The 18,212-nt window shown below is 72.7% G+C and carries 13 protein-coding genes; 7 read left to right on the top strand and 6 right to left on the bottom strand.

What is annotated here, in order from left to right:
* Window positions 1–76: 76 nt before the first annotated feature.
* Window positions 77–1,207: a low temperature requirement protein A gene (locus tag ACH499_RS06215; protein ID WP_356204805.1), complete on the bottom strand. Its 1,131-nt coding sequence runs from the start codon at window positions 1,205–1,207 to the stop codon at window positions 77–79.
* A gap of 355 nt (window positions 1,208–1,562) precedes the next feature.
* Here ACH499_RS06215 and ACH499_RS06210 point away from each other — a divergent pair, with 355 nt between their 5' ends.
* From ACH499_RS06210 to ACH499_RS06200, 3 genes are all read left to right on the top strand, one after another.
* The gene (locus ACH499_RS06210; RefSeq protein ID WP_399014069.1) at window positions 1,563–2,141 is read left to right on the top strand and encodes a Dps family protein; all 579 of its coding nucleotides are present in this window, start codon (window positions 1,563–1,565) and stop codon (window positions 2,139–2,141) included.
* A 305-nt stretch (window positions 2,142–2,446) separates the two neighbouring features.
* A complete protein-coding gene (locus ACH499_RS06205) occupies window positions 2,447–4,024 on the top strand; it encodes a S8 family serine peptidase (RefSeq protein WP_356204801.1) in 1,578 nt (525 codons plus the stop codon).
* Window positions 4,025–4,232: 208 nt separating this feature from the next.
* On the top strand, window positions 4,233–4,934 hold the full coding sequence (locus tag ACH499_RS06200; protein WP_356204799.1) for a pyridoxamine 5'-phosphate oxidase family protein: 702 nt from the start codon (window positions 4,233–4,235) through the stop codon (window positions 4,932–4,934).
* 43 nt (window positions 4,935–4,977) lie between these two features.
* Here ACH499_RS06200 and ACH499_RS06195 read toward each other — a convergent pair whose 3' ends face one another.
* Window positions 4,978–5,898 (bottom strand): LysR family transcriptional regulator, encoded by a 921-nt coding sequence (locus ACH499_RS06195; RefSeq protein ID WP_399014066.1) that lies wholly within the window; start codon window positions 5,896–5,898, stop codon window positions 4,978–4,980.
* Between the two features lie 190 nt (window positions 5,899–6,088).
* On the opposite strand from ACH499_RS06195, the gene ACH499_RS06190 reads away from it, so the two are divergent.
* The 3 genes from ACH499_RS06190 to ACH499_RS06180 all read left to right on the top strand — a co-directional run bounded on the left by ACH499_RS06190 (window position 6,089) and on the right by ACH499_RS06180 (window position 10,021).
* Window positions 6,089–6,886, top strand: coding sequence for an enoyl-CoA hydratase/isomerase family protein (locus tag ACH499_RS06190; RefSeq protein ID WP_399014065.1), 798 nt, complete (start codon window positions 6,089–6,091; stop codon window positions 6,884–6,886).
* A gap of 154 nt (window positions 6,887–7,040) precedes the next feature.
* Window positions 7,041–8,678: an AMP-binding protein gene (locus ACH499_RS06185; protein WP_356204794.1), complete on the top strand. Its 1,638-nt coding sequence runs from the start codon at window positions 7,041–7,043 to the stop codon at window positions 8,676–8,678.
* On the top strand, window positions 8,675–10,021 hold the full coding sequence (locus ACH499_RS06180) for an MFS transporter (RefSeq protein ID WP_356204793.1): 1,347 nt from the start codon (window positions 8,675–8,677) through the stop codon (window positions 10,019–10,021). The genes ACH499_RS06185 and ACH499_RS06180 overlap by 4 nt, the downstream gene beginning before the upstream one ends.
* Before the next feature lie 94 nt (window positions 10,022–10,115).
* Here ACH499_RS06180 and ACH499_RS06175 read toward each other — a convergent pair whose 3' ends face one another.
* The 3 genes from ACH499_RS06175 to ACH499_RS06165 form a co-directional block, all read right to left on the bottom strand.
* Complete coding sequence (locus tag ACH499_RS06175) at window positions 10,116–13,439, bottom strand: beta strand repeat-containing protein (RefSeq protein ID WP_399014063.1); 3,324 nt, start codon at window positions 13,437–13,439, stop codon at window positions 10,116–10,118.
* Window positions 13,433–14,812 carry an IPT/TIG domain-containing protein gene (locus tag ACH499_RS06170; RefSeq protein ID WP_399014062.1) on the bottom strand — a complete coding sequence of 460 codons (1,380 nt, stop codon included), beginning with the start codon at window positions 14,810–14,812 and terminating at the stop codon, window positions 13,433–13,435. Before ACH499_RS06170 ends, ACH499_RS06175 begins: the two co-directional genes overlap by 7 nt.
* Before the next feature lie 135 nt (window positions 14,813–14,947).
* Window positions 14,948–15,694 carry an IPT/TIG domain-containing protein gene (locus tag ACH499_RS06165; protein ID WP_399014061.1) on the bottom strand — a complete coding sequence of 249 codons (747 nt, stop codon included), beginning with the start codon at window positions 15,692–15,694 and terminating at the stop codon, window positions 14,948–14,950.
* A gap of 589 nt (window positions 15,695–16,283) precedes the next feature.
* Here ACH499_RS06165 and ACH499_RS06160 point away from each other — a divergent pair.
* Entirely contained in the window at window positions 16,284–17,648 is a 1,365-nt protein-coding gene (locus ACH499_RS06160; RefSeq protein WP_399014060.1) for a serine/threonine-protein kinase, read from the top strand.
* 123 nt (window positions 17,649–17,771) lie between these two features.
* On the opposite strand, the gene ACH499_RS06155 is transcribed toward ACH499_RS06160, so the two are convergent.
* Window positions 17,772–18,158 carry a hypothetical protein gene (locus tag ACH499_RS06155; protein WP_399014059.1) on the bottom strand — a complete coding sequence of 129 codons (387 nt, stop codon included), beginning with the start codon at window positions 18,156–18,158 and terminating at the stop codon, window positions 17,772–17,774.
* Between the last annotated feature and the right edge of the window lie 54 nt (window positions 18,159–18,212).

Below are 18,212 nucleotides of genomic sequence, written 5' to 3'. Positions count from 1 at the left end.
GCCGTGACCGGCGGCCGGCGCGAAGGCCGCGCGGATCCCCCCCCGAGGGGCCGCGCGGCCTTCGCGCGTGGTCGTCTCACGTCCTCTGCCGCACGGTGACCACCGCGACCAGCCCGCTCAGCGACACCCCGGCGACGAGCGCGGGCGCCGGGGACCATGCCGCGAGCAGTATCCCGGCGACGGCGGCGGCGAACGGGACGCACTCGGCGGTCCGTCTCTGGTGCGGCCGCAGGTGCACCGCCCACACCGTGGTCACGAAGACGGCGGCGGGGACGGTGACCGCCATCGCGGCACCCACGGGCGACGTGCCGGTGGGGCGCGTGAGGTGATCGGCGTAGGCGGCCAGGCCCGCTCCCTCGGCCGTGGCCGAGGCGAAGACCAGGTAGTGGCCGTAGGCCCAGGTGAAACGCCTGCCGTGCGCCCGGTGCGTGGTGGCGAGCAGCGTGTGCGCGGGCCGGGCGAAGTACAGCCACCACATGCCGAAGGCCATCAGCAGGCCACCGCCGGCCAGCGCGTACAGGGCGCCGGTGCCCTGATGCCGGTCGAACGCTCCCCGGACGGCCACCGTGGCGGCCGCGACGGACTCGCCGAGCACGATCAGGGTGAACAGCTCGTAGCGCTCGGCGATGTGGCGCGGATGCCAGGGGGTCATCCCCGCGGACTGCGCCCACACCGGGACCGTGACCTCCGCGAGGATCATCACGGCGATCCCGGGCAGCCGCGCCTGCGCCGGAAGGAACAGCAGTCCGACCCAGCCGAGCTGGCAGACCGTCACCCCCGCCGCGAACCGGACCGTGGTCCTGCGCCGGGCGGGGTCGGCGAGCCCCGCCCGGAGCCACAGCGCCGCCAGTGCCGTGCGCAGCACCACGTACCCGAGGGTGATGACGAGCAGGTCCCCGTGGTCGAAGGCGCGGCCGACGCCGGCGGCGAGGACGAGGGAGCCCGTGATCTGCACCAGTACCGTCAGCCGGTAGGGAGTGTCGTCCGGGTCGTAGGCGGAGGCGAACCAGGTGAAGTTCATCCAGGCCCACCAGACGGTGAAGAAGACCAGCGCGAAGCGCAGGACGCCCGAGGCGTGGTGCCCGTGGGCGAGTGCCTCGTGCAGACTCTCCGACGCCTGGGCCACGGCGACGACGAAGCACAGGTCGACGAAGAGTTCCAGCGGGGTGGCGGACCGGTGGGCCTGCCCGGGGTCGCGCCCGGTCATCGTGTGCCGCCGGCGTTCGGAGGGGACCGGCCGGCGGGTTCTCGTGCGGTTCAGCGGGGGGCTCCCTGGGCTGTCCCGACCGTCCGGTGGAGGGCGGGGTACGTGCGGTTGTTCATGCTCACTGCCGTTCCTCTTCGGCCCGTCTGCCGGGCGCGGTTGCCCGCAGAGGCTAGGAGTCCGGGAGGGCCGCGGGAGTCCGCCGGTGCACGGATGCTTGCACGACAGCGAACGGGTGCTCCCGGAGCCGTGCCGTGCACGGAGGGGCACCGGCGCATGCGCTGCCGGGCAAGCGGCCGGCGCGGTGCCGCCTAGCGTCGCCGGGGTACGCACAGCACGGCACCGCAGGAGGCGGATCATGACCACCAGCTCCCACCACGTGAGCGGCAGCCAGCCGTGGCTGCATCAGAAGGGCGAGGTGATCCAGGACTTCGGGACCGTCAAGCAGTTCCCGCTCGGCCTCTCGTACGAGGCCCGGATGTACTCGTGCCAGCGCCTGAACAAGGTCCTGGCGGACACCCAGATCCTGTACGGCCTCTACAAGAAGCACCACTGGCTGATGCGCGGCGCGACCTTCTACCAGCTTCACCTGGTGCTGGACAAGCACGCGGGCGAGCAGTTGGAACTGGTCGACACCCTCGCCGAACGCGTCCAGTCACTCGGCGGAGTCGCGGTGGGAGACCCCCGGCACGTCGCGGAGATCACGTCCGTCCCGCGGCCCCCGGACGGTGTGGAGGAGGTCCCCGCGATGCTGTCGCGGCTGCTGGAAGCGCACGAGGCCATTCTCGTCGACGCCCACGACGCCGCCGCACGTACCGCCGCCCTGGGCGACGACGGCACCAACGACCTCTTCGTCTCGCAAGTGATCAGGACCGGCGAGCTCCAGTCCTGGTTCCTGGCCGAGCACTTGGTGGACACGCCCCTCATCCGGTCCTGACCCACCTGGCCGCCGAACGGCGGGCGGCGGTTCTCGGCCACCTCGGCCGGATACCCGCGGAGATCGAGGCCGGGAAGAAGCGCACCCGGCCACCGGCTTCGGCCGACCGAGGCCGAAAACGAACGCGCTCATACGGACAAGGGTCCTGCGCAGGCGTGCAGGACCCTTGTGCAATTCCTCTGGAGGCCTCAATCTTTCGGCTGACGCACCAATGCCGCCCAAGGTTGACATGACCATGTCTATGGGCGGTCTGCTCGGCGTGCACGACCCCCACCACGCACCACCGACTGAGGAGGACCCCTCACATGGCAGCGCTGCGTCACCACCCCCACGGCACCACCCGGCGAAGACTGGCCGCCATCGGCGCGGCGGCCTCCGCGGTACTCGCCGCGAGTCTCGTCTCCGCCCTGCCCGCCTCGGCCGCCGAAGGCCGCATCCAGTACGAGGACGCGGCGAACGCCGTCCCCGGCAGCTACATCGTGACCCTCAAGGCGGACGAGGCGAAGGCCGGCACCGCCAAGGGCCGCGCCCTCGCCGAACGTTACGGCGCCGACATCGAGCGCACGTACACCAAGGCCCTCAACGGCTACGCGATCGAGGCCTCCGAGACCGAGGCGAAGCGTCTCGCAGCCGACCCGGCCGTCGCCTCCGTCGTGCAGAACCGCACCTTCCACATCACCGCGACCCAGCCCAGCCCGCCCTCCTGGGGCCTGGACCGCATCGACCAGAAGAACCTGCCGCTGAACAGCTCGTACACCTACCCGGACTCCGCGGGCCAGGGGGTGACGGCGTACGTCATCGACACCGGCGTCCGCATCACCCACAGCGACTTCGGCGGCCGTGCCTCCTACGGCTACGACGCCATCGACAACGACAACACCGCCCAGGACGGCCACGGCCACGGCACCCACGTCGCCGGCACGGTCGCCGGGACCGCGCACGGCGTGGCGAAGAAGGCGAAGATCGTCGGCGTCCGGGTGCTCAACAACTCCGGCTCCGGGACCACCGCCCAGGTCGTCGCCGGCATCGACTGGGTCGCCCGCAACGCGGTGAAGCCGGCCGTCGCCAACATGTCGCTCGGCGGCGGCGCCGACTCCGTCCTCGACACGGCCGTCCGCAACGCCATCGCCTCCGGCGTCACCTTCGCCGTCGCGGCCGGCAACGAGTCGACCGACGCCTCCACCAAGTCCCCCGCCCGGGTGACCGAGGCGATCACGGTCGGCGCCACGACGTCGAGCGACGCCCGCGCGAGCTACTCCAACTACGGTTCCGTCCTGGACCTGTTCGCGCCCGGCTCCTCCATCACCTCGGCGTGGAACACCGGCGACTCGGCCACGAACACCATCTCCGGCACGTCCATGGCGAGCCCGCACGTCGCCGGCGCCGCCGCGCTGTACCTGGCCGACAACCCCACGGCCACTCCCGCCCAGGTCTCGTCCGCGCTGACCACCGCCGCGACCAGCGGCGTCGTCTCGAACCCGGGCACCGGCTCGCCCAACCGGCTGCTGTACGTCGGCGGCGGCACGACGACCCCGCCCGGCGCCCGCTTCGAGAACACGAGCGACTACACCATCAACGACAGGGCCACCGTCGAGTCCCCGGTGACCGTCTCCGGCGTCGCGGGCAACGCGCCCTCGTCCCTGGCCGTCGAGGTGCACATCGTCCACAGCTACATCGGTGACCTCCAGGTCCAGTTGATCGCCCCCGACGGCTCGGCTTACACGCTGAAGTCGTACGGGACCGGCGGCAGCGCGGACAACATCGACACCACGTACACCGTGAACGCCTCCTCGGAGACCGCGAACGGTACGTGGAAGCTGCGCGTCTCCGACAACGCGACGTACGACACCGGGCGGATCGACGCCTGGGCCCTGCAGTTCTGACCCCGGTTCGCACCCGGTGAACCTCCTCGTCCTCGCGGCACGGCCCAGGGTCCGGTGACCCGGACCGCCGCGAGGACGAGGCGTGAGCGCGCCGACGCCGGGCGGGGCGGGCCTCGCGGCTCCCGTCCCGGCAGGCGCCTCTGCGCTGGCGGATCGGCGGACCGTCTGCTCCCCTGAAAGGGAGCCGGACGAAGTGGGGTGAACCGCCGTGCGAGGCGATCGGGACCGGTCCGGGGCCGCCAAAGGCCCCTCCTCCGGGGACGACAGCGTTGCCGGCCGCCTCGCGTCGCGGCGGGAGCTGATGGGCATGTCCCGCGAGGAACTGGCAACGCGGGCCGGGATGTCGACGGCCTATCTGCGCCAGGTCGAGGAGCTGGCGACCGGCTTCGACCCGGGGGCGCTCAGGCGGCTCGCCGCCGTGCTGGACATGTCGTACGAGGAGCTGACGAGGGGCCGCCGCGACACGCCGCCGGGCCGGGGCGGGCCGGCGGCACATCCCGTTCTGATGCGGCTGTCCGAGCAGGAGTGCTGGCAGCGCCTGGGCACGCACGGCATCGGCCGTCTCTCCTCACCGTCCGGCACGGCCGGTGAGGCTCCCGTGGTGGTGCCGGTCAACTTCCTGGTGGACGGGCGGAGCGTCGTCTACCGCACCGACCCGTCCGGCGTGGCCGCGGTCCGCGCCGGAGCCCCGGTCGCCTTCGAGACCGATCACCTCGACGAGGCGACCGGTCTGGGATGGAGCGTTCTGCTGAGGGGCACCGCCGAACACCCCGCCGATCCCGAGGCGCTCGAAGCCCTCGCACGGCGGCACGGGTCGAAGCCGTGGGCCGGGGGCAGGCGCGACCTGTGGGTCAGGGTCCGCCCGCACGAGGTGACCGGCCGCGTCATCCGGCCGCTCCGCGAGGAATAGCCGCAGGACCCGCTGCCCCGGGCGGGCCCACCGGCCGCTGCGTTCACTCGGCCGTGCCCGCCTCGGCGACGAGGTGCCCGGCCTCGGCGAGGCCCTCCGAGACCGCCTCGGTGAACGCGGCGATCGCCTCGTTGTGACGGCTCGGAACCCACACCACGGAGGTCTGCCACGCCAGGGCCCCGGTCTCCAGCGGCCGCCACACGAGGCCCTCGGTGAGTGGAGTGGCCGGCGCCTCGTTGAGGTGGATGCCCCGGCCCGCGAGCACCAGCCCGTGGACGAAGTTCGGGTTGCGTGCGTGCCGGATGGAGCCGGGCAGGAAACCCTCGTCGCGGCAGAGGGTCAGCATGTGGTCGTACAGGCGAGGGGCCATGGCCCGCGGGAAGATCACCAGCGGGGTCCCGTCCAGGTCCCGCAGCCGCACCGCACCCCCGCCGGCCGCGGCCGGGTGGTCCGCGCGCAGCACCACCCCCAGCTCACGCCGGGCCACCGGACCCGATTCGAGCCCCACCGTGTCCGCGGGATGACGGACGACGCCGGCGTCCAGCTCGCCCTCCCGCAGCCGGGCGAGCTGCTCGTCCGTGGTGAGTTCGTGCAGATCGATGAGCACATCGGGGGCCCGCCGGGCGAAACCGGCGGTCAGGGTGCGCAGCGCCAGGGCGCCGGTGTCCGGGGGCACGCCGACGCGCAGCGCGCCCGCCTCGCCCGGCCGGATCCTGCGCATCGCCTCGCGCGCCGTGTCGACGCCGGCGAGCACCGGCCGCACGTGCTCCAGCAGCAGCGCTCCCGCCTCGGTGAGCTGGACCCGGTGCCGGGTGCGGTCGAACAGCCGTACTCCGAGCTCCCGCTCCAGGTCGCGGATGCGCTGCGACAGCGGGGGCTGGGCCATGTGCAGCCGCTCCGCGGCCCGGCCGAAGTGCAGCTCGTCGGCGAGCACGGCGAAGTAGCGCAGATGACGTAGCTCCATGACCCGACCCTAACCGTGCGGTCATATCGATCCGATATCACCGTCAGTCCTCATTGGTGTTGGCCGGATCACATCGGTGCCTGTTTGCATGACTGCTCACGGGACGTCCCCGCACGGACACCGTCCCGTCACCGCCCCCCTTCCGCCACCCGCGCCGTGGCCCCCGCACGCCGCAGAAAGGCATGTCCTCATGACCGCACACAGCACCGTCGTCGTCACCCGCCATCCGGTGGACGGCCTGTCCGCCGACGCCCACGTCGCCGAAGTCACGCTCAACCGCCCCGAGAAGCTCAACGCGTGGACCGGCGAGATGCGCGGCCTCCTGGTCGCCGCCCTGGAGGGCGCCGCCGCCGACGACACCTGCCGCGGAGTCGTGCTCACCGGGGCCGGGCGCGCCTTCTGCGCCGGTCAGGACCTCGCGGAGACCGCGGCCATCGACCCCGACGACCACGCGGCCGCCGAGGCGTGGATCGACGACTTCGGCCGTCTCTTCCGTGCCGTCCGCGCCCTGGACAAGCCCGTCGTCGCCGCCGTCAACGGTGTCGCCGCCGGCTCCGGCTTCCAGTTCGCGCTCCTCGCCGACCTGCGCATCGGACACGCGGGCGTCCGGATGGGACAGCCGGAGGTGCTTTCCGGCATTCCCAGCATCACCGGCATCTGGGCCATGCGCGGCATCCTCGGCCGCGCGAAGACCGCCGAGTTCGCGCTCACCGGACGCCTCGTCGACGGGGTGGAGGCCCAGCGGCTCGGACTGCTGTCCCGCCTCGTCGACGAGGACCGGGTCAAGGCCGAGGCGCTGGCCGAGGCGGCCCGCCTCGCCGCGCTCCCGCCGGGTGCCGTCGCCCTCACCAAGGGCCGGCTGCGCGAACTCGACGACGCCGGACTGGACGAGGCGATCGAGGCCGCCAAGAAGGTGCACACCGCCGCCTACGCCACCGGCGAGCCCCAGCAGGAGATGGCCCGCTTCCTCGCGGGACGCCGCCGCTGAGCCGGGCGCCCCCACAGAACCCGGCCACCGCTCCCGCCGGCCCCGTACCGCACGCCCCGCACCCCCGCCCCGCCCGCCGGCGCGTCGCTCCGCGTCCCGAGTACGGGGGCCCGCCGCACCCCTCCCCACCCCCATTCGCACGAGAGGACCCTCCATGACCACCAGCGTCACGCCGCACACCGATGCGGCCTCCGACGGCGAGCGCGCCTACCGCCGCCTCGTCGAGGACCACCAGTGGCAGGTCCCGGACCGGTACAACATGGCGGCGGACGTCGCCGACCGCCACCCCGGCGACCGGCTCGCACTCGTCTTCGAGGACCACACCGGCCACCGGGAGGAGGTCCGCTGGCAGCAGATCCAGGACCGCTCGCGGCAGATCGCCGCCCACCTCCACGCACTCGGCGTGCGCAAGGGCGACCGGGTCGCGGTCCTGCTGCCGCAGCGCCCCGACACCCCGGCCACCTACCTCGGCGTGCTGCGCACGGGCGCCGTGCTGGTGACGATGTCGCTGCTGTGGGCCGACGACCCCATCCGCTACCGGCTGGCCGACTCCGGCACCACCGTGCTGGTCACCGAGACCGCGGCACTCGACCGCACCGGCGGGTTCGACGGCGTCGTGGTGAACGTCGACGACCCGGAGATCGGCGCGCTGCCCCCGGTGTACGAGACCGCCGACACCGCCGCGGACGACCCGGCGCTCATCTTCTACACGTCGGGCACGACGGGGACGGCCAAGGGCATCGTGCACGCCCACCGCACCCTGCTCGGGCACAACGAGTTCCGCTACTGCCACGATCTGCGCCCCGGGGACGTGTTCTACGGCGCGGGGGACTGGGCCTGGTCGATGGCCAAGCTGATGGGTCCGCTGCGGGCCGGCGCCGTGCACCTCGTGTACCGGCCGGCCGGCGGTTTCGACCCGGCGGGGCTGCTGGCGAGCATGTCCCGCAACAAGGTCACCACGGCCCTGGTCAACCCGACCTTCCTGCGTAAGATGATGCAGGATGTCCCGGATGCGGGCAGCCGTCACCCCCAGTCACTGCGGGTGGTGTGCTGCTCGAACGAGCCGCTCACCCCGGATCTCATCGAGTGGTTCAGGGCCGAGTTCGGCGTCACGCCGCTGGACTACTACGGGTCCACCGAGTCGTACCCGCTGCTCGGCAACTTCCCCGGCGTGCCGGTCAAGCCCGGCTCCATGGGCCGCCCGCTGCCCGGCTGGGACGTCGCGCTGCTGGACGCCGAGGGCCGGGAGGTCCCGGTCGGGCAGCCCGGGGAGATCTGCCTGCGGGCGGGCTCCAACCCCCAGTTCCCGCTGGGCTACTGGAACCGCCCCGAGGCGTCCGCGGAGTCGTTCGGCGGCACCTGGTACCGCACCAAGGACCAGGCCGTGAGGGACGAGGACGGGTACTTCTGGTTCCTCGGCCGCACCGACGACGTCATCAAGACGTCCGGCTACCGTGTCGGACCGTACGAAGTGGAGGCAGTGCTGCGAGGCCACCCCGCCGTCGCCGACGCCGGTGTCGTGGGCGTCCCGGACCCGGTGCGCGGCCAGGCGGTCAAGGCCTGGATCGAGCTGAACCCCGGCTACGAGCCGGACGAGGGCCTGGCCCGGGACATCTCCCGCTTCGCCCGTGAGACGCACTCCAGGTTCGCCTACCCGCGGCTGGTCGAATTCGTCGACGCACTGCCCAGGTCGGCCACCGGCAAGATCCAGCGGGCCGCGCTGCGCGCCCGAGACCTCGGCCCCGCCGGCCCCGCGGCCGTGACGCCATCCCGGAAGGACGCACGGACATGACGACCGACAGCCGCACCCCCCAGTCGCCCGCCGTCCCGGCCGAGGAGGCCCCCGACGCGCCGGCGGTGCGCCGCAAGGTCGCCACGGCGACCGCCATCGGCAACTTCGTGGAGTGGTTCGACTCCGGGGCGTACGCCATCATGTCCGCCACCATCGCCGGACTGTTCTTCCCGCAGTACGACAAGACCGCGGCCCTGCTGGCCACCTGGGCCGTGTTCGCCGGCGGCTTCGTCGCCAGGCCGGTCGGTGCCGCGTTCTTCGGCCGCTACGGCGACCGCATCGGCCGCAACCGGATGCTGGCACTGAGCGTGCTGTGCATGAGCGGCTCGACGCTCCTGATCGGTCTGCTGCCGAGCTACGCCACACTCGGCATCGCCGCGCCGGTCCTGCTCTTCCTCCTCCGTGCCGTGCAGGGCTTCTCCACGGGAGGCGAGTACACGGGCGCCTCGGCGTTCATCATGGAGTACGCCCCGGCGGGCCGGCGCGCCCGCTATGCGAGCGTGGTCCCGCTCACCGTCGGGCTGGCGTCCGTCGCCGGCGCGCTGACCGGCCTGGCGATCACGTCGTCGCTCAGCGAGACGGCGCTGGAGAGCTGGGGCTGGCGGGTGCCGTTCCTGCTGGCCGGGCCGCTCGGCCTCATCGGCCTGTACCTGCGCAGCCGGATCGACGACACCCCGGTCTTCCGGGCGATGGAGAAGCGCGAGGCGGTCCAGGAAGCGCCGCTGCGCGAGGCGTGGAAGGTCTGCCGCAGGCAGGTGCTGACTCTGTTCGGCTACAGCATCACGAACGCCGTCGGGTACTACCTGATGAGCAGCTACATGATCGCGTACATGTCGGAGGAGGTCGGCTACTCGAAGTCGCAGGCCATGCTGACGAGTGTGCTGGCGATGCTCGCCTACAGCGCTGCCTGCCCGCTGATGGCGGCCGCGAGCGACCGGTTCGGACGCAAGCCGATGCTGCTCGTGGCGTGCGGCGGTTTCGCCGTGGCCACGCTGCCCGCCTTCTGGCTGATAGGCACCGGACTGCCGGGAGCGATCGCCGGCACGATGGTGCTCGCCGTGCTGGTCTCCGTGATCGGTACGTCCAATGTGCCGGCGATGGTGGAGATGTTCCCGGGCCAGTTGCGGGCGAGCGGGTCCGCCATCGGCTACACCGCCGCGTACGTCCTGTTCGGCGGGACCGCGCCCTTCGTGGCGACCGGCCTCGTCTCCCTGGCGGGCACCCCGCTCGCGCCCGGCTTCTACCTGATGAGCCTGGCGGCCGTGTCGGCCCTGGTGGTGCTGTTCTCCTTCCGGGAGACGCTGCACCTGCCGCTGACGCGGACGACCGTGCTCGAGAAGTAGCCGGTCGGCAGGACGGCGAGCCGGTGGCCGGCCCGGGTCTCTCCGGGCCGGCCACGGCGTCGTGTGCGCCCCTTCGGCGCGTACCGCGGGAGGGTCAGGGAATGACGGTGTGCGTGTCCGTGCCCGTGGAGCCCGAGAAGTCGGCGCTGCCCCCGTAGGCGGCGGTCACGGGGTGGACGCCGATGCTCAGGGGGACGTTGACGGTGAGGGAGGCGCTGCCGTTGACGAGGGGGGAGCTGACGGGCGACCGGTTGCCGATGGAGAAGGCGACGCTGCCGGTGGGGGTCCCGGCTCCGGGCGTGACGGGTGCGACGGTCGCCGTGAGGGTCACGGTCTGGTTCGGCAGCGACGGGTCCGGCGAGGAGACCAGGGTGGTGGTCGTCAGCGCCCGGTTGACGGTGTGCGGGTCGGTGCCGCTGGAGCCGGTGAATTCGGTGCTGCCGATGTAGGTGGCCGTGACCGTGTAGAGGCCGCTGCCCCGGCTCGTGTAGGGGCGGGTGACACGGGCGGAGCCTGCGGTCAGGGGAACGGGGGCGAGGCTGCTGCCGTCGCCGAAGTTGAAGGCGACGGTGCCGGTGGGGGTGCCGGCCCCGGGGGCGACGGGCGCGACGGTGGCGGTGAACGTCACCGGCTGGCCCACCACCGACGGATCGGGCGCGGAGGCCGTGGTCGTGGTGGTCGACGCCCGGTTGACGGTGTGCGGGACGGTGCCGCTGGAGCCGGTGAAGTCGGGGCTCCCGTTGTAGGTGGCGGTGAGTGTGTAGGGGCTGGCGGACCTGACCGTGTAGGGGCGGGTGACGGTGGCGGTGCCGTTGGTCAGGGATGTGGTGACGGGGGTGGTGCCGTCGCCGAAGTCGAGGGTGACGGTGCCGGTGGGGGTGCCCGCGCCGGGGCTGACGGGCGCGACGGTGGCCGTCACGGTGACCGGCTGGCCCACGACCGACGGTTCCGGCGTCGCCGTCACCGAGGTCGTGGTCGGCGCCCGGTCGACGGTCTGGGTGTCCGTCCCGCTGGAACCGGCGAACGCGGTGCTCTCGTTGTAGGTGGCCGTGACCGTGTAGGGGCTGCCGCTCCTGGTGGTGTGGGAGTGGCTCACGGTGGCGGTGCCGCCGGCCAGAGTGGCGGTGACCGGCGTGGTGCCGTCGCCGAAGTTGAAGGTGACGGTGCCGGTGGGGGTGCCCGCGCCGGGGCTGACGGGCGCGACGGTGGCGGTGTAGGCGACCGGCTGGCCCACGACCGAGGGGTCCGGCGCCGATGTCACGGAAGTCGTGGTCGACGCCCGGTTCAGAGTGTGCGAGCGGCTGTCACTGGAGCCGGCGAAGTCCGTGTCACCGCCGTAGGTGGCGGTCACCGTGATGAGGCCGCCGGACCGGCTCGTGTAGGGGCGGGTGAGGGTGGCGGTGCCGCCGGTCAGAGTGGCGGTGGCGGGGGTGGTGCCGTCGCCGAAGTTGAAGGTGACGGTGCCGGTGGGGGTGCCCGCGCCGGGGCTGACGGGCGTGACGGTGGCGGTGAGGGTGACCGGCTGGCCCACGACCGACGGTTCCGGCGTCACCGTCACCGAGGTCGTGGTGGACCCCCGGTTCACGGTGTGCGGTGCGGCGCCTGCGGAGGAGACGAAGTCGAGGTTCCCGCTGTACGTGACGACGACCGGGTAGGGGACGCCGGACCGGCTGGTGTAGGAGTGGCTCACGGTGGCGGTGCCGCCTGCCAGAGTGGCGGTGGCGGGGGTGGTCGCGTCGCCGAAGTCGAACGTGACGGTGCCGGTCGGCGTGCCTTCCCCGGGGGCGACGGGCGCGATGGTGGCGGTGAAGGTGACCGTCTCGCCGACCACCGAGGGATCCGGCGCCGAGGTCACGGCGACCGTGGTCAGCGCCCGGCGCACACTGTGGGTGTCCGTTCCGGTGGAGCCGGCGAAGTCCGCGTCGCCGTCGTAGGCGAGGGTGATCGTGTACGGGCTGTTCGCGGCGCTCGTGAAGGTGTGGTGGGTCGTGGCCACCGCCTCGGTGAGAGGCAGGGACACCGGGGCGGTCCCGTCGCCGAAGTCGAGCGTGACCGTGCCGGTGGGCGTGCCTGCTCCCGGGGCCACGGGCACGACGGTGGCGGTGAAGGCGACCGTCTCGCCGACCACCGTGGGGTTCGGCACGGACGCCAGAGAGACGCGCGTCGACGCCTGGACCACGGTCTGCGTGTCCGTGCCGGTGGACCCGGCGAAGTCCGGCTCGTCGTCGTAGGCGGCCGTGACCGTGTAGGGGCTGCCGCCGGCGGAGGCGTAGACGTGAGTGATCACCGCTGTGCCGTCCACGACCGGGGCGGCGGCCGGTGCCGTACCGTCGCCGAAGCCGAAGACGACCGGGCCCGTCGGCGCCTCGGCGGCCGCGGCGTCCGGCGTGACGGTCGCGGTGAAGGTGACCGGCTGCCCGGCCACGGACGGCTCGGGCGAGGAGCTGACCGAGGTGGTCGTGGAGGCCGGGTTCACCGTCTGGCCGTCGTGCCCGGCGGAAGAGCTCAACTGGGCGTTGTCGCTGGTGTAGAGGGCGACGACCGGGAACGGGCTGCCAGAGCCGGAGGTGTAGGTGTGGTCGGCGGTGGCGGTGCCCGCTGTCGGCGTGGCGGTCGTGGGAGGGGTGCCGTCGCCGAAGTCGAAGCTGACGGTTCCGGTGGGGGTGCCCGCTTCCGGGTCGGCGGATGTGACGGTGGCGGTGAAGGTCACCGGCTGCCAGACGGTCGACGGGTCCGGGGCGGAGGTCACCGTCGTGGTGGTGGCCACGACGCCGGCCCTCACCCGGTGGGTGCCGACGTCGCTGGAGGGAGCGTAGGACGTGTCCCCGCTGTAGGCGGCGGTGAGCGTGTACGTGTTGTCGACCGCCGGATAGGTGTGGGTGGCTGTGACCACGCCGTCCGAGAGTGGCTGCGCGACGGCCGGTGTGCCGTCGCCGAAATCGATCGTCACCGAGCCGGTGGGCCGCCCGGTGCTGGCGGTCGCCACGATGACCCGCGCCGTGACGGACGCCGAGTCGACCGGATCCGACGGCTCGGGGCTGGAGAGGACGGTCGTCGAGGTCGGCGCGGATGCCACCGTCTGTTCGGCGGAGTCGGACGAGGGCGCGAAGTCGGTGTCCCCGCTGTAGGCGGCGGTGACCGTGTACGGGCTGCCACCCGTGTCGAGGTAGGTGTGCGTCGCCGTCGCCACCCCGTCCGTCACCACGGCGGTGACGGGGACGGCTCCGTCCCCGAAGTCGAACCAGACCGTGCCCGTGGGGGTGCCCGTCCCGGGGACGGCTGGCGCGACGGCCGCGGTGAAGGTGACCAGCTCACCGACGACGGACTGTGCGGCTGAGGACGTCAGTGCGGTCGTCGTCGGCGGGTCGGCGTAGGTGTAGGAGCGGTCGTCGGCGATGCCGCCCAGTGTGGTCACCACCACGGGGACTTTGGTGACCGTGCCGGGAGGAGCGGGGGAGCGGGCGGCACGGTGAGGGTCAGCCGGCCGTCGGAGACGACGGTCGGATACACGCTGGTGGTGCCCAGGCGTACTTCCTGCGTGGTGTACAGGCCGATGCCGGTGATCGTGAGGGTGTTGCCTCCGGCCGTGTGGCCCGTGGCGGGCGATACGGCCCGGATCCGCGGGGCCTCCAGGTAGAAGAAGCTGCCGAGCGTGCGGGTGACGCCGGCGGCGGTGACGGTGACCGGGACGGCGCCGGTGCCGGCGGGGGCGACGGCGGTGATGGTGGTGTCGTCCACCACGAGGAAGGAGGCGGCCGAGCGGTCTCCGAACAGGACCCGGGTGGCGCCGAGGAAGCCTCGTCCGGAGAGGATGACCGGACTGCCGCCGCCGGTGGGCCCCTGGTCGGGGGAGACGGGCACCGGGATCCTCAGCACGGCGACCGTGTCGGTGCCGGCGTCGGCCACGTAGACGTGGCGGCTGTCGCGGGTGACGGCGAGTCCGCCCCGCGCGCCGAGCCCGGTGACCGTGGCGGCACGGTCGTCGGTGGCCAGGTTGATCGCGGTGAGCGAGCCGGAGCCGCTCTCGGCGACGAAGGCCAGGACGCCGCGGGGACCCATGGCCAGCGAGACGGGGGCGTCGAATCCACCGATCACGGTGGCGACGGCGTACGTGGTGGTGTCCACCACGCTCACCGTGCCCGCCCCCTGGTCGGCGACGTACAGGCGCTGGCCGTCCGGGGTGACGGCCAGCCCGCGCGGCTGGGTGAAGCCGTCGATCGTGGCCACCGCCGTGTTCGAGCCGGTGTCGACGACCGTGACGGTGCCGTCGCCGGAAGCGCTGACGTACGCGTACGGGTCGTCCGGGGAGAGGGCCACCTCGTACGGGGTGCTGCCCACCGGCACGCTCGTCACGGCGGTGCGCGTGGCGGTGTCGAGCACGACGAGGCGGCCGGTGTCCCGGTCGACCACGTAGGCGCGGCTGCCGTCGAGGGAGAACCGGATGCCGGCCGGCCAGGAGATGCCGCCGATCGTCGCCGTGACGGTGTTCGTGGCGGTGGCGATCACACTGACCGTCCCGGAACCGGAGTTGCCCACGTACGCCTCCGCCCCGGCCGGGTCCACGGCGACGCCCCACGGGCCCGTACCCACAGGGACGGTGGCGACGGCGGTACGGGTCACGGGATCCAGGGCGGTGACCGAGTCCGAGCCGAAGTTCGTCACGTACCCGAAACGACCGAAACGGCCCAGCGCGACACCGGCCGGGCTGTCGCCCACCGGAATGACAGCAATCGGAACGGCGGGAAGCGCGGCAGCGACGGCACGCGCGCCCGGAAACAGATCGACGGACATGGCAGCTCCCTCTCCTCGGGACGGCCCTCGCCGGGCGTGCCCGGCCCATGAGGCCGGTCGGGTCTCGTGGGCGGGCAGGTGACGGAGCGCCGTGCCAGGGCCGACGGCGCGGCGCCCCGCCGAGGTGGGGGCGGATCAGATGCCGGGGCCGGCGACGTACGTGAAGGCGCCGGTCGCCGTGTCCGATCCCGCCGGGTTGGTCACCACCACGTCCACCGCCCCCGCGGTGCCGGGCGGGGTGACAGCCGACAGCGTGGTGGCGTTGATCACCGAGAACGGCGCCGGGGTACCGCCGAAGGTGACCGAGTCCGTGGTGTCCAGGTTGGTTCCGGTGATCGTCACCGCCGTCCCGCCCGAGGCCGGACCCGAGGCCGGGGCGACGGTTGCGACCGTCGGGCTGTCGACGTAGGTGTAGGAGAGGCCGTTGTTGGTGCCGCCCGCGGTCGTGACGCTCACGCTCACGGGTCCGGCCGCCGTACCCGCCGGCACGACGACGCTGAGCGAACTGTCGGAGTTCACGGTCGGGGTGGCGGTGACGCCTCCGAACGACACGCTGGTGGCCGTGGACAGGCCGGTGCCGCTGACGGTGATGGTGTTGCCGCCGGCCAGCGGACCGGAGCTGGTGCCCAGGGCGGACTTGAACGGGGCGCCGACGTAGAAGAACGGCACCGGGTTGCTGGTCCCGCCCGGCGTCTTCACCGTGACCCCGACGCTGCCCGTGCCGGACGGGGAGACGGCGGTGACCTGGGTCGGGGAGACCTGAGTGATCCCGGTGGCCGGCTTGTTGCCGAACAGCACCTGGCTGGTGTCGGAGAGGTTCGTACCCGTGATGGTCACCAGCGTGCCACCACCGGTGGAACCCTGGTTCGGAGAAATGGGCATGACGGTACTCCTCGCTCGCTCTCAGGGACATGACGAGGAACCAGCAGCCCCCAGCAGGCCGGCCACCGTGAGCGTCACGGGGACAGTGACGCCATGCGGTCAGCACCACGAACGGCGGCGGTCACACCCACAGCATCCGGCCCGCCTCGGAGGCAAAGAGAAAACCGGCAACGGCTGCCTGTCTGATGGTTCCCCCAGGCCGGGGATGGGCAGCCCGCCGGTTCACATGTTCCAGTGACGCACGGGGCCAACCGAGTGACAAGGGCCCACCTGCCTCAATCACTCGATCGGGTCACCCTCCGGTTCGGAGGCCAGCACTCGGGCGGTCCCGCACGTGGTCGGGCTCGTGGCGACGCCGGTCACCGCGATCGCCTGCGCCCCGGGGAGTCCGGGTGTTCTCCCTCCACCCGCCCGACTCGGAGTGGCGGGCCCGGCCGACTGCACAACTCGCCCTCTCTGTAGGGGTGTTGGGATTGTCGTCGATTCCACCCACGGCCCGTTCTCCTCTGGAAGGATTCATTCCCACGGGGGACGTCGGCAGACGAAGGGACAGTCCATGGAGGCTCTGCAGCCAGGAGATCCGGACCGGGTGGGCGCTTTCAGGCTGGTGGGCCGGCTGGGCGCCGGTGGCATGGGGCAGGTCTTCCTCGGTCGTTCCGCCGGCGGCCGGCCGGTGGCCGTGAAGCTGATCCGTCCGGAGTACGGAGCCGACCCGGCGTTCCGGCGGAGCTTCGCCCGGGAGGTGGAGGCGGCGAGGCGGGTGGGCGGGTTCTTCACCGCGCAGATCGTCGACGCCGATCCGGACACGGAACGCCCCTGGCTCGTCAGCGCCTACGTGCCGGGACCGTCGTTGCAGCGGGCGGTCGCCGAGCACGGTGCGCTCCCGGCCAGGACCCTGCGGGTACTGGCGGCGGGGCTGGCCGAGGGCCTGGACGCCATCCACAAGTGCGCACTGGTGCATCGCGATCTGAAGCCGGGCAATGTCATCCTCGCCGCGGACGGGCCACGGGTCATCGACTTCGGTATCGCCCGGGCTCTGGAGGCCACCTCGCAGACGGTGACCGGCGTCATCGCGGGTACTCCCGCCTTCATGTCGCCCGAACAGGCGCGCGGCGACGCCGAGATCACTCCCGCCAGCGACGTGTTCTCCCTCGGATCCGTGCTGGCGTTCGCCGCCACCGGTGCCTCGCCGTTCGGCGACGGGCACCCCGCCTCCGTGCTGTACCGGATCGTTCAGGAGGAGCCCGACCTGTCGCTCGTCGACAACGAACTGCGCGGACTGGTCGCGGCCTGCCTGGCCAAGGACCCCGCCGCCCGGCCGGCGACGACCGAGGTACTGGACGCGTTCACCGGAGCGGACGCGAGCGACGACTGGCTGCCGCAGCCCGTCACCACCATGATCACTGACGTCGAGTGCGAAGCCGAGCTCGGAGACGTCCGGTTCGGAGACGTCGAGTTCGACGACGAGAACGGCGAGGCCGAGACCGGTGACGCCGGGACGCCACGGCCCCGTGAGAGGCGCCGTGGCCTGTCGCGCTTCCTCCCGGCGCGTCGGCGCGACAGGGCCGAGGCACCACCGACGGTCACGAACCCCGCCACGGTGGAGCACGGCTGGAACGGCCTGCCCTGGGGGGCGACGGTCCAGCAGTTCCGTGCGCGGTTCCCCGGCGCCGCGCAGCAGAACGGGGAGTGGTGGGTCACCGGCCGTGGCCCGGAGTCGTTCTGCGGGATCGTGATGGACACGCAGTACGGCTTCAACGACCGTGGCCGGCTCTACCTCGTGGTCTTCTACCCGGAGCCGGAGGACCGCGAGCGGCTGCCGGTGGCCGCCCTGACGACCCTGGGCGCGCCCGACGGCAAGACGACGAAATGGACGAGGGGCGACGTCGTGGTGGACGTGAAGGTGGCGGGCGTGGCGGCCAGCATCACCCACCGAGGATTCGACGAGGGCTGACGAAGCCTGAACGAGGTGGCTCCGGGGGCAGGGGGACATGCCGACGGAGTCGAAGCCGACCGACCGGGAGTCAGGGGGCGGCCCCTGGCAGGCCTGGGTTCCTCCGCGGTGGGCGAAGAGTGCTCAGGCGCCGGACCCGCGGGCGGCCCGTTGCCGGGCCTCCTCGGCGGCCGCCTTCTTCATCGCCTCGATCTCCTCGAGGGTCGTTATGCGCGTGCGCCTGCGGGTGGTTCGCCCGGCCGGCTTCTCGTGCGCCGGGGCACCGGCGGCCGGCCTGCGCGGGGTGGACGCGTCGAACCGCGCGGCGGGCACGGCAGGGGGCAGATCCCCCGCGGAGGCGCGCGCGGGCGCCGACTCGCTCGCGCCGGCGTGGCCCAGCAGGGCCTCCAGCGGTGCCGCGCAGCTCCCGCAGAGGTCCCTCTCCACCGAACGGCCGTCGTCCGCCCTGATCTCGTAGGTCCTGGCGGGGGTTCGCTCGTCGTTGTCGCACGCGACGACCTGGATCTTCATGGTGCTCCCTGTGCATGCCTCTCACGCGGTCGTGAGCCTAGCCGCGTGCACGTG

This window comes from Streptomyces sp. NPDC018947, from assembly GCF_044390505.1.
Classification (GTDB): Bacteria; Actinomycetota; Actinomycetes; order Streptomycetales; family Streptomycetaceae; genus Streptomyces.
Note: the sequence above shows the minus strand (reverse complement) of the source record. Positions and strands in the feature narration are given on the sequence as shown.

What these genes read in the sequence shown, in the direction of transcription:
- ACH499_RS06215 (WP_356204805.1), bottom strand. Translation starts at nt 1,207, where the DNA reads ATGACCGGGCGCGACCCCGGGCAGGCCCACCGGTCCGCCACCCCGCTG.
- ACH499_RS06210 (WP_399014069.1), top strand. Translation starts at nt 1,563, where the DNA reads ATGACCACCAGCTCCCACCACGTGAGCGGCAGCCAGCCGTGGCTGCAT.
- ACH499_RS06205 (WP_356204801.1), top strand. Translation starts at nt 2,447, where the DNA reads ATGGCAGCGCTGCGTCACCACCCCCACGGCACCACCCGGCGAAGACTG.
- ACH499_RS06195 (WP_399014066.1), bottom strand. Translation starts at nt 5,898, where the DNA reads ATGGAGCTACGTCATCTGCGCTACTTCGCCGTGCTCGCCGACGAGCTG.
- ACH499_RS06190 (WP_399014065.1), top strand. Translation starts at nt 6,089, where the DNA reads ATGACCGCACACAGCACCGTCGTCGTCACCCGCCATCCGGTGGACGGC.
- ACH499_RS06185 (WP_356204794.1), top strand. Translation starts at nt 7,041, where the DNA reads ATGACCACCAGCGTCACGCCGCACACCGATGCGGCCTCCGACGGCGAG.
- ACH499_RS06180 (WP_356204793.1), top strand. Translation starts at nt 8,675, where the DNA reads ATGACGACCGACAGCCGCACCCCCCAGTCGCCCGCCGTCCCGGCCGAG.
- ACH499_RS06170 (WP_399014062.1), bottom strand. Translation starts at nt 14,812, where the DNA reads ATGTCCGTCGATCTGTTTCCGGGCGCGCGTGCCGTCGCTGCCGCGCTT.
- ACH499_RS06165 (WP_399014061.1), bottom strand. Translation starts at nt 15,694, where the DNA reads ATGCCCATTTCTCCGAACCAGGGTTCCACCGGTGGTGGCACGCTGGTG.
- ACH499_RS06155 (WP_399014059.1), bottom strand. Translation starts at nt 18,158, where the DNA reads ATGAAGATCCAGGTCGTCGCGTGCGACAACGACGAGCGAACCCCCGCC.